This is a genomic window from Clostridium ihumii AP5 (assembly GCF_000612845.1).
In the GTDB taxonomy this organism is placed as follows: domain Bacteria; phylum Bacillota; class Clostridia; order Clostridiales; family Clostridiaceae; genus Clostridium_J; species Clostridium_J ihumii.
The window spans coordinates 47,446-58,398 of the sequence record NZ_CCAT010000043.1; the positions used below are offsets into that span (position 1 = coordinate 47,446).

Sequence of the window (10,953 nt, forward strand, 5' to 3'; positions counted from 1 at the left end):
AACTAAATTCAAGTGAAAACAAATATTCAAAATATGAAGTAAATAGAGAATACCTTTTATATTAAATGAAAAATATTGGGTAAAATATAAAAATAATGTATAATATGTGTAATTAATATTGTGCGAAATTAAATATGAAAAAATAGATAAAATATAATATAGGAGATAAAATGCTGTGAATTGTTTAAATGAAAAAGATTTTTTAAAAACACATAATATAATTGGTGGCTCAGATGGTGAAGTTGAAATTAATATAGATGATGATAATAAGTTTTTAGAATATGCATCATCAAAAATAAAAGCTAATAATAAAAGTTTTTTAAAAGTTGAAGAATATTTAATTAAAAATTATAATGCTGTTCCTTTTCAAGTTTCAGGTATTGAAAAAGAAATGTTTTTAGAAATTTTAAAGTATAGCTATAATTTAAAATTCGATGAATTAGATATAAGAGCATATAAACTTATAAGTGATATAGAAAAACATACTATAATACAAATAGAAGTAAATTCAGGTAATTTGCGTATTGTAAATGGAAATAATAAACTATATAATGATATAATTATTTATATGGGTGTAACAAAAAGAGATATAGATATGAAAACGCCAAGATTTAAATCATATGCTTATGCAATGAAATCCTTAGGGAAAATATAGATATATAAACATTGAAATATGAGTTCATACAAATTGAAAGTTCATTATATTATTGGAAGAAATAACTTATTTATATATTTAACTAAATTTAAAAAATTTAATAATATAAAAAAAGATAGATTTCTAATAGTCTATCTTTTTTATATTTAAAATATTATGAAATAAGCTTATGGACATATTTTGTACTAGAGGATATTTTATAATATAACTAACACATTTAATCTAAATTTACCTGAGATTATTTTTGAAGCCGTGGCGGATGATTTTTTAAGTTTAATATCGTAATTTAGAATAAGTGTTATATATTAAATTTAAGGAGTAAGAAAGACAATGGAGTTTGGCACAATAGGATTTTTCCTAAGTAGAATTTTTGAAGCTGTAATTTTATATTTTGTACTCACAAGAACAATTGAGACGTTAGTTAAAATATTAATTAAGATTATAAAATGGATTATTAGATTTTTAAAAATTAAAATAAAAAAACGAAAAAAATATAAAAAGAAAAATAAAAAAGTTATATAAAAGGAGATTTAATTTAATGGAGTACCCAATACCTAGTCATTTAAAAAATTACTTAGAATTGATTGGTGATGAAAATGACGAATTTAAAATTAAAGGAATAGTAAAATGTAAATGTGGTTCAAAAAGTTTTAAAATTTATGAAAGTAATAATAAAATGATAGTGAAAGTTTTTTGTTCATTATGTAATGAAGAGTTAATATTGTTTGACGAAGATAAACATGGATGGAATGGATTTGTATGTAATGATAACTTTTTAAATAGAGAAGAATCTTTAAACATTACAAAATGTTCAAAGTGTAACAATGATAAATTTGAAATAGAAGTTACTATAGCTTCTCAAGGAAAAGAAGATTTTATTGATGAAAGTGGCCTTGAAAATTCCCATGGAGAAACTTTAAATGAAAGCGATTGGGTTAATGCTTTTGAGTGGATTAGTGCTAATATAACTTGTTTGAATTGTAAAAATAAGGATGAAAGTTGGCTTCATTGCGAAACAATGTAAATAATATAAGTGGATAGGCTTTTTAATAGTCTATCTATTTTTGTTTATGTAAAAAATATAAATGTAATAAGAGAATTTTAAATTTATGATTGAAATTGTATATTTGTTATAAATTTAACATTGATTATATGAAAAATATTTGTCGAAGTTAGTAAATAAATGAGAAAAGTGCTTTAATATAGTAAAATAGTTAGAAAATTTAATGATTTCTCATTATAAAGATAAATTTAAATGTTAAAAAAAACACAAAATCCATTGCTTTTTGTAAATAGTAGTACTAATATAGAGGTGGTTAAGGAAATAATTGCATAGATGGTTAAATTTTATGGCAGTGATATTTCCATTAATTATTTAAATGTTTATGTAAAACATAGCATCTCATTACAAAAGGTTTTATGTTTTGCATAAAGAGGGTTTATTAGTTTAAGGAGGATTTTGTTATGTTAAGCAAGAGATTAAGTAAGGTTATTTTAGGAGCTGTGATTTGTGGCGTTATGGTTACAGGTATGGCTAGTGTATGTATGGGGGAAGAGGAATTAAAGAGTTCAAATGTAGTTATGAGTGAGACTAGTAATAATGATGTAGTTAAAACAAGAATGGAAAGTAATGTTGTTTTTGCATCACTAAGAGATGTTTCTAACTTTTTTAAAGGGGATTTTAAATTAAATGGTGATGAAGCTATAGTTAATATAAATGGTGATGAGATAGTAGTGAACTCTGAAAGAGAAGTTGCAAGAGTGAATTCTAAGAGTGTGAGTCTTATGACAAAGGCTAGAATGTATGATGATGACATATATGTGCCATTAGATTTTTTAAGAGATAATGTAAATGCAAGATTTACTTATGATAGATTGAGTGGAAGATTGACTTTAGAAAGCAGTATGAAACTTCAGTATGCAAGTGGATTTAGTGTAGAGTATTTTAAAGGTGGAGTTAAGAAAGTTACAGATGGATCAAATAGAACTTTGATTATTGTTCCTGAGGGAAAAGTTGTACCAGAAGAGTTAAAAAATGAAACTATTATAAAAACACCACTAAAAAACGTTTTAGCAACATCAAAAGATGAAATAGATGTTTTAAAAAGCATAGGTGAAATAAACAGTGTAAAAGAAGTAACAAAAGAAGCTGTAACTTCTGATTCTATAGAAATTAAAATTGGACTTCAAGATGGAGTTGTACAATATGTAAGTAAAGATGATGAATTTGATTTTGATAAGATATCATTTTTTAGTCCAAAACTTGTTATAGTTGATAGAACATTAAAAGATTATGAAAATATAGTAAAAAAATTAGATGAATTAAATATAAATTATGTAGTTGAAAATTCAAGTTTAGAAAATAATCAAAATGCAAAAAATGAATGGGGAAAATTCATAAGTGTATTTTATGATAAGGAATAAATGCAAAAATTGAATTAATTTATAGGATATAAAAGATAGGTAAACATTTTGTTATCTATCTTTTTTATTGTATGGGAATTTGAACTTTTTTAGAAAAAATTATAATATAATTATTAACATTATTATAGCTATGTTTTAATGTGAAAATATTGTTTTGATTGCTAGGTGGTAGGATTAATTCATTTTAAAATAGATATTTATTACATGAAAATGAAATACTACATGATGATTTTCATAAAATGCTTCTTGCAATACAAAACTTAGTAGAATACTTAAATAGAAATTATTTTAATGATGAAAAAATAGAAGAAGAGGTGATTATGATGACAAAAACATTATATGATCCAGAAGTTGAAAAAAAAGGAATAGAGAAAGGAATAGAAAAAGGTATAGAAAAGCAAAAGTTAGAAATTGCTATAAATTTATTGGATATATTAGATGATAAAACAATAGCATTAAAAACAGGGTTAGATATAAATAAAGTGAAAGAATTAAGAAAAGAAATAAAATAAATTAGTATAGAGTTCCAAATTTGACTCAAAAATAATAGCTTTATCAAATAACACTAGCCATATTACAATTAAGTCAATTATTATGTTTGGAACCAATTAACAATTAACAGTTAGCAATTAACAATGATGGTTAATATTATTCACTTTGTTCTCAATATTTATGAATAGAAATATCTAAAAACTAAGTTTTTATATTGTGTTTAAATAATTTGCTTCGCAAATCATTATAAAAATTGATTTAAAAAACTGAGACTTCAGTTTTATCCTTCATTGTTAATTGTTCATCGTTAATTGTTAATTTTTGTACACTCGTTTAAACATATCTTTCTCAATTGGAATAATAGTAATTTCATTTTTCAACTTGTTTTCCTATAAATCAAATTCAGTAATGAAAAAATAAAATATTATTACAAGGAAGACTATTGAGTTTTTATTAGATTAGTACTACAATGTAATTGTTTGAAAATTGAATAAAATATATTTAGGTACCTAAATAGGTTTAATAGGGAAAGTGGTGAAAATCCACTACAGCCCCCGCTACTGTATACGGATACGAAGTCAAATCCACTGGTTCTTAACTGGGAAGGATGACTAAGGCTAAGCCGTTAGTCAGGAGACCTACCTAATTATAAGTATGTAAAAGAAATTTCGGAGGGAGATTGAATTATGATAATGTAAGCTTTAAATTAAAGCGTATTTTTGATGCGTTTTAAAGTTATATTGAAAAACCTCTGTTTTATAGGGGTTTTTTATTTTGCACAAAATTTCTTTAAGTAGGGTTTAGGGAGGAAATTTTTAAATGTTAAGGTTAAATAAAAAGTTAATATGCTTAGTTATAGGAAGTGTTATTTGTACATCTTTAATAGGGTGTTCTAATAATGAATATATAAGTACAAGTTCAAGTGAAGTTGAGAACTATGAAAGTACTGATGATGTTAAAACTAAAGTAAAAAATAATATTGTATTTGCATCTTTAAAAAGCACTACAAATTATTTTGATGGGAATTTTAAAATGGAAGATGATAAGGCAATATCAAATATAAATAATAATGAAATAGTTGTAAGTGACAATAGTGACATTATAAAAGTTAATAAAAAAGATGTTAATCTTATGGCTAATATAGAAAGGGATAAAGATGATATATATGTGCCGTTAGATTTTTTAAAAGATAATGTAGATGCAAATTTTAATTACAATAGGGAAGAAAATGATTTGATTATAGAAAAATGTATGCACCTTCAATATACTAGTGGTTTTAGTGTTGAATATTTTAAAGGTGGAGTAAAAAAGGTTATAGATGGAGAAAATCATACTTTAATTCTTGTTCCAGAAGATAAGTATATACCTAAAGAGTTTAAAGGTGAAAATATTGTAAGAACACCAGTAAAAAATGTTTTAGTAACATCAGAGCACCAAGTAGGGGTCTTAAAAAATATAGACGAAATAAAAAGTATAAAAGAAGTTACAAAGGAAGCAGCAACTTCAAATGAAATAGAATTAAAAATGGGGCTTCAAGATGGAATTATACAATATGTAAGTAAAGATGATGAATTTGATTTTGATAAGATATCATTTTTTAGTCCCAAGCTTGTTATAGTTGATAGAGGATTAAAGGATTATGAAGATACAGTAAAAAAATTAGAGGAGTTAAATATAAATTATGTAGTTGAAAATTCAAATTTAGAAAATAATCAAAATGCAAAGAATGAATGGGGAAAACTAATCGGTGCATTTTATGACAAAGAAGATACAGTAAAGGTAGTAAAATAAATAATAATTATTAAGTTTAACGCAAATTATCTTAAGTGAAAAATGAATGTAAAAAATTAGATTAAAACTTTGAATTGAAATATGAATAACTTAAAGTTAAAAACTAAGTTATTCATGTTTCAGTTTAGAGTGTAGCTTTTAGTCATTTTTGAAGCTTTTTCTAAAACCAAAGAAATCTCTAAATTCATTAGCTTTATAAAAATCTTTAGAACTATTACTGCCTAAAAGTTCAATTCTTGTTTTAGGATATAATAAATGGCAAGCATTGATAAGAGCTTTTCCAAGGCTTTTTCCTCTAAAATTTTTATTAATTATTAATTCTATAATATAAGTAGTTATTTCTGTATCAGTTAATCCACGTAGAACACCAACAATGTTATCTTCATAGATTATAACAAGAACTATATCAGAGTTTTTAAAGGCTTTTAAAGCATCATTGGGTCTTTTTATAATGGTTAACCAGCCTTCAGTTTCATATATTTTTTGAATATATGAAAAGTCATTTTCCTTAAATTCCCTAATGTAAAAGCCCTTTGGTAATGAGATATTAGATAAAATTAACTTGATGTTTTCAGGGGTTGTTTTATTATTCATGGATTATTACCTCACTCATATAAATTTGTATTTTAATTAATAATAAAAATTATACTATATATTAGTACAATTATGTAAAAAAAAGTTAAAAATATTAGATGTAGATTATAAAAATTTCAAGAATAACCATATATTCCAAAATGGAATGTGTTGAAATTTTAGTATATTAAAATTTAAATAAATATAACGTTAAATGAGATAAATAGGGCATTGAAACTAGTTTAATTTTTAGAAAAATGTTATAAAAAATTAAAAAATATAAAATAATCATTAAAATAATACAAAAAATGGTATTGAATTATGTAAAATTTAGCAATATAATGTGGTTGTTTGAAAATTTAATAGTTATATTTAGGTACTCACTGTGAAATTAATTTCATGATATAAGTTGTACAAGTTTTTAAGTTTAAAAAGTTTGCATTTTATAAAAGAGTTTAATAGGGAAAGTGGTGAAAATCCACTACAGCCCCCGCTACTGTAACGGATACGAAGTCAAATCCACTGGTTTTTAACTGGGAAGGATGACTAAGGTTAAGTCGTTAGTCAGGAGACCTGCCTAAATAGATATTTAGATCAGAGGTTTCGGAGGGAAATCAAAGTATATCAAAATTTATTTTTTAATTTTAAAATATTTTTAATGTTTTTAAAATTAGTGATATATTAAAAAAACCTCTATTTAAAGAGGTTTTTTTATTGCAAAAATCAATATATATTTTAAAGCTAAAATATAAAATTAATAATTTATATAAAAAATAAGATTAAAGATAGTTTAAATCTTAATAAGTACATATTTTTGGAGGATAAGGGAATGTTGAGAAATAATAAAAGAATAAGCAAATTAGTTATAAGTGCTGCATTATGTACAGCTATATCTATGAGTCTCATTGGGTGCTCAATAGGAGAAGGGAAAAGTACAGAGTCAAGTGTAGTTGTAGATAATGAAAAAACAGAAAATGTGGTTAAAACTAAAATTGATGAAGAGAAAGTTTTTGTTTCATTAAAAGATACATGTAATTATTTTAAGGGTGAATTTAAATTAAATGATAAAGACGCAGTAGTAAAAATAAACAATGATGAAATTGTAGTAAATAAGGATAGTGAAACTGCAAAGGTAAATTCAAAAGAAATAAAATTAGAACAAAAAACTAAAGCTGACAAGGAAGATATATATGTTCCAATAGAATTTTTAAGTGATGCTATAGATGCAAGATTTAATTATGATAAGGAAGAAAAGGTTTTAAATATAAGAACAGAAATGCCACTTAAGTATACAAAAGCATTTAGTGTGAAATATCTTAAGGGTGGAATTAAAAAAGTTGTTGATGGTGATAAAAGAACTTTAATAATAGTGCCAGAAGGAAAAGAAGTGCCAGAAGAATTTAAAAATGAAATAGTTATAAAAACACCAGCTAAAAATGTGTTGTTAGGTTCAACTACTCAGGCATGTCTTTTAAGGGCAATAGGTGAACTTGATAGTGTTAAAGCTGTAACAACTGAAGCTAAAAATTGGAGTATAGATGAAATTAAAACAGGACTTGAAAATGGAAATATAGAATTTGTTGGAAAAGGTGATTCTCCAGATTTTGAAAAGATATCAGTTTTAAAGCCGGATTTAGCAGTAGTTTATAGTGGTCCAGCTGGTCAACAAAAACTTATGGAAAAATTAGATGAGTTAAAAATAAATTATGTAGTTGATAATGAATATTTAGAGGAAAATCCATATGGAAGAATGGAATGGTCTAAGTTAATGTCAGCATTTTATGATAAAGAAGAAGAGGCTGAAAAGCAATTTGATAAGGCAATAAAAAATGTAGAAGCTGCAAGTAAAAAGATAGAAGGCAAAGAAAAACCAAAAGTAGTATGGGCAACTATAAGTAAAGGTAAAGTATATGTTCCTAAAAGTGATTCATATGTTGCAAAAATGATTGAAATGGCTGGAGGAGAATATATTTTAAAAGATGATGGTGTAGGAAGTGGAACTATAAGTATAGAAGAATTATATGCAAAAGCTAATGAAGCAGATATTTTTGTTTATTCATCTTCAACAAATTATAGTCCAACATTAAAAAGTGTAGTAGAAAAAGCTCCTATACTTGAAAAACTCCAACTTGTAAAAGATAAAAAAGTATGGTGTTTTGCACCGGATTATTTCCAATCAATAGATAAAAGTGACGAACTTATTATAGATTTAATGGAAATGTTCCACCCAGGTTCAACTGGAAATGAAATTAAACACTATGTAAATTATAAAGAATAAAAACAAAAATCCTACAGAAGCTCTAAAAATAGAGCTGACATATAAATAGATATTAAATATAGAGATGTACTATTTTAAATTGGTACATCTTATATATTTTAAATCAAAATATAGAGAAATAAGTTTAAAAACAAAATTACTCTTATTTTAGTTGAGAAAGAGAGATTGAAAGTGTTGTACAAAAATTAACAATTAACGATGAACAATTAACAATGAAGGATAAAACTGAAAGCTCAGTTTTTTAAATGGATTCTTAAAATAATTTGTAGAACAAATTGATTAAGGATTATATAAAAACTTAGTTTTTATGGACTTCTATTCACCATAACTATTCACTTTTCACTCTTACTTATTAGTTGGTTGCCAATAGAAATATAGTAATAAACTGTAATATAGTTACTATCATTTGAGAAAGACATTACTTTAAATTTGAATTTGGAGAGGATAAAATATGGATTTTTTAAGAAAGTCTAAGGTTAGGTATACAATAGTTTTTGTTATATTAGCATGTTTGATGTTTTTAACTTTAGCGTTATGTGTTGGATTTGGTTCAGTTAAGATTGGGCTTAGGGAAATTTTAGATATTTTATTTAATAAAGAAGCTACAGTGAATCCTTTTTACGATATAGTTTGGAATATTAGATTTCCAAGAGCTGTAGCGACGATTATAGGAGGATGTTCTCTTGCAGCGTCAGGACTTTTATTACAAATATTTTTTAAAAACCCAATAGTAGAGCCTTATGTTTTAGGTGTTTCATCTGGAGCATCATTATTTGTTGGAGTTATAATGCTTGGTGGTGTAACTCTTGGATTTGAGACAGTATCACCATTTATGTTAGTGTTAGGTGCTTTTTTAGGTTCACTTATAGTTATGGCTATAGTAATTTTATTTGCAGGAAAGGTTAAAAATGTAGTTACATTACTTGTAATAGGTATGATGGTTGGATATTTATGTAGTGGAGTTACAAGTGTATTAACAGCTTTTGCTGATAAAGAAAAGCTTCAAGGTTTTACAATGTGGAGGATGGGTACTTTTTCTGCATTTACATGGAATCAAGTTAAAGTACTTATGATAATAGGTATTCCAGTAATTTTATTAAGTATGTGTATAGTAAAACCGTTAAATGCATTTTTGTTAGGTGAAGAGTATGCAAAAAGTATGGGAGTTAATATAAAAGGATTTAGAATAGCTATTGTAGCCATTTCAAGTATTTTAGCAGCAGTTGTTACGGCTTTTGCAGGTCCAGTTGCATTTATTGGACTAGCTGTTCCTCAAATTTCAAGATTGTTATTTAAGACTACAGATAATAAAGTACTTTTGCCAGGAACTATAATGCTTGGAGGAATAGTTACTTCTATTTGTGATTTAATTGCAAGAACAATAGTGTCACCAGTGGAACTTCCAATAAGTGCAGTAACTTCTTTTGTTGGAGCACCAATTGTAATATTCCTTGTGTTAAAAAGGAGGGCTTCATTATGATTATGTTAAATACAAATAAATTAACTGTTGGATATGAGAAGAAAATAGTAGTAGACAATGTTGAAATTGAAGTGAATAGTGGGGAGATATTATGTTTTTTAGGTGCTAATGGAGCTGGTAAAACAACAATACTTAGAACTTTATCAGGTCTTTTAACTTCTATAAGTGGAGAAGTTTATATAAAAGAAAAAAATTTGCTTCAAATTGATAAAAAAGAATTAGCTAAAAAATTAGCATTAGTTTTAACTAATAAATTTGAAGGCTCTCTTACAACTGTATATGAAGTTGTAGCTATGGGAAGGTATCCTCACACAGGATTTTTTGGAAAGCTTAGTGAAAAAGATAATGAAATTGTATTTGATGCATTAAAAACTGTAAATGCGGATAAGTTAAAAGAGCGTTATTTTGACGAATTAAGTGATGGTGAAAAACAAAAAGTTTTAGTTGCAAGAGCATTAGCTGGAGAACCAGAAATTATTATATTAGATGAGCCAACTACTCATCTTGATATAAAACATAGATTAGAACTTATGGATATATTAAAAAAACTTAGCAAAGATAAAAATATAGCAGTTGTTGTGTGTTTACATGAAATTGATATTGCTCTTAAAAGTGCTGATAAAGTAGTTCTTGTAAAGGATAATGAAATATTTGCTTATGGAGCACCAGAAGATGTTGTAGATGAAAAGATAATAAATAATTTATATGGAATGGAGTCTAATTATAATAATTTATTAGGTTCTGTTGAAATAGAAAACACATTAAAACCAGAAGTTTTTGTTTTAGGTGGATGTGGAAAAGGAACACCAATATATAGAATATTTACAAAATCAGATATAGGAATTTCAACTGGTATAATTTATGAGAATGATATAGATTATGAAATTGCAAGAACTATGGGAATAAAAATATACAGTTTAAAGCCATATAAAAAAGTAGAAGATGGTGATGTTGTACATATAAAGAATGAATTAAATGATATTAATTTTGTAATAGATGCAGGCAGCATCATAGGAGATATAAACTTTAAAAATACAGAAATAATTAAAGAAGCCATAAAAAGAAAAAAAACTGTAGTATCTTTAAGAAGCAAAGAAGACAGTATGAAACTATATGGTGATAATTATAAAAATATAGTTTATTTTAATAATGTTTCAGATGTTTTAAAGGAATTTTACAAAGTAGTAAATGTTTAATATAATTTAAAGTTCCAAAATAAAATTATTTAAGATGTAAATGTGATTAATTTTAGTAAAGGAA

At 25.4% G+C, this 10,953-nt stretch carries 10 protein-coding genes and 2 riboswitches; of the genes, 9 read left to right on the forward strand and 1 reads right to left on the reverse strand.

Translation table 11 applies throughout. The features are described 5' to 3' along the window. Positions 1 to 175 precede the first annotated feature (175 nt). The 6 genes from BN346_RS06085 to BN346_RS20450 all read left to right on the forward strand — a co-directional run bounded on the left by BN346_RS06085 (position 176) and on the right by BN346_RS20450 (position 5,362). Positions 176 to 655 carry a hypothetical protein gene (locus BN346_RS06085; RefSeq protein WP_040327267.1) on the forward strand — a complete coding sequence of 160 codons (480 nt, stop codon included), beginning with the start codon at positions 176 to 178 and terminating at the stop codon, positions 653 to 655. Between the two features lie 330 nt (positions 656 to 985). After that, positions 986 to 1,177, forward strand: coding sequence for a hypothetical protein (locus BN346_RS06090; RefSeq protein WP_040327268.1), 192 nt, complete (start codon positions 986 to 988; stop codon positions 1,175 to 1,177). Positions 1,178 to 1,193: 16 nt separating this feature from the next. Beyond that, positions 1,194 to 1,679 (forward strand): hypothetical protein, encoded by a 486-nt coding sequence (locus BN346_RS06095; RefSeq protein WP_040327269.1) that lies wholly within the window; start codon positions 1,194 to 1,196, stop codon positions 1,677 to 1,679. Positions 1,680 to 2,119: 440 nt separating this feature from the next. After that, positions 2,120 to 3,079, forward strand: a complete 960-nt coding sequence (locus BN346_RS20445; RefSeq protein WP_051540092.1) for a stalk domain-containing protein — start codon at positions 2,120 to 2,122, stop codon at positions 3,077 to 3,079. Positions 3,080 to 3,318: 239 nt separating this feature from the next. Further along, positions 3,319 to 3,591 (forward strand): RpnC/YadD family protein, encoded by a 273-nt coding sequence (locus BN346_RS06105; protein WP_051540094.1) that lies wholly within the window; start codon positions 3,319 to 3,321, stop codon positions 3,589 to 3,591. Positions 3,592 to 4,057: 466 nt separating this feature from the next. Further along, positions 4,058 to 4,231: riboswitch (cobalamin riboswitch) on the forward strand. 159 nt (positions 4,232 to 4,390) lie between these two features. Then, positions 4,391 to 5,362 carry a stalk domain-containing protein gene (locus tag BN346_RS20450; protein WP_051540096.1) on the forward strand — a complete coding sequence of 324 codons (972 nt, stop codon included), beginning with the start codon at positions 4,391 to 4,393 and terminating at the stop codon, positions 5,360 to 5,362. 138 nt (positions 5,363 to 5,500) lie between these two features. Here the strand turns inward: BN346_RS20450 and BN346_RS06115 are convergent, their stop codons facing one another. Continuing rightward, a complete protein-coding gene (locus tag BN346_RS06115; protein WP_051540098.1) occupies positions 5,501 to 5,956 on the reverse strand; it encodes a GNAT family N-acetyltransferase in 456 nt (151 codons plus the stop codon). A 395-nt stretch (positions 5,957 to 6,351) separates the two neighbouring features. Further along, positions 6,352 to 6,530, forward strand: a riboswitch (cobalamin riboswitch). 234 nt (positions 6,531 to 6,764) lie between these two features. On the opposite strand from BN346_RS06115, the gene BN346_RS06120 reads away from it, so the two are divergent. The 3 genes from BN346_RS06120 to BN346_RS06130 all read left to right on the forward strand — a co-directional run bounded on the left by BN346_RS06120 (position 6,765) and on the right by BN346_RS06130 (position 10,889). Continuing rightward, positions 6,765 to 8,213 (forward strand): ABC transporter substrate-binding protein, encoded by a 1,449-nt coding sequence (locus BN346_RS06120; protein WP_040327270.1) that lies wholly within the window; start codon positions 6,765 to 6,767, stop codon positions 8,211 to 8,213. Positions 8,214 to 8,664: 451 nt separating this feature from the next. Next, positions 8,665 to 9,693, forward strand: a complete 1,029-nt coding sequence (locus BN346_RS06125) for a FecCD family ABC transporter permease (protein WP_040327271.1) — start codon at positions 8,665 to 8,667, stop codon at positions 9,691 to 9,693. After that, complete coding sequence (locus BN346_RS06130; protein WP_040327272.1) at positions 9,690 to 10,889, forward strand: ABC transporter ATP-binding protein; 1,200 nt, start codon at positions 9,690 to 9,692, stop codon at positions 10,887 to 10,889. Before BN346_RS06125 ends, BN346_RS06130 begins: the two co-directional genes overlap by 4 nt. The last annotated feature ends 64 nt before the right edge of the window (positions 10,890 to 10,953 follow it).

Coding starts and splice junctions, on each gene's coding strand:
- BN346_RS06090 (WP_040327268.1), top strand. CDS start 986: ATGGAGTTTGGCACAATAGGATTTTTCCTAAGTAGAATTTTTGAAGCT.
- BN346_RS06095 (WP_040327269.1), top strand. CDS start 1,194: ATGGAGTACCCAATACCTAGTCATTTAAAAAATTACTTAGAATTGATT.
- BN346_RS20445 (WP_051540092.1), top strand. CDS start 2,120: ATGTTAAGCAAGAGATTAAGTAAGGTTATTTTAGGAGCTGTGATTTGT.
- BN346_RS06105 (WP_051540094.1), top strand. CDS start 3,319: ATGCTTCTTGCAATACAAAACTTAGTAGAATACTTAAATAGAAATTAT.
- BN346_RS20450 (WP_051540096.1), top strand. CDS start 4,391: ATGTTAAGGTTAAATAAAAAGTTAATATGCTTAGTTATAGGAAGTGTT.
- BN346_RS06115 (WP_051540098.1), bottom strand. CDS start 5,956: ATGAATAATAAAACAACCCCTGAAAACATCAAGTTAATTTTATCTAAT.
- BN346_RS06120 (WP_040327270.1), top strand. CDS start 6,765: ATGTTGAGAAATAATAAAAGAATAAGCAAATTAGTTATAAGTGCTGCA.
- BN346_RS06125 (WP_040327271.1), top strand. CDS start 8,665: ATGGATTTTTTAAGAAAGTCTAAGGTTAGGTATACAATAGTTTTTGTT.
- BN346_RS06130 (WP_040327272.1), top strand. CDS start 9,690: ATGATTATGTTAAATACAAATAAATTAACTGTTGGATATGAGAAGAAA.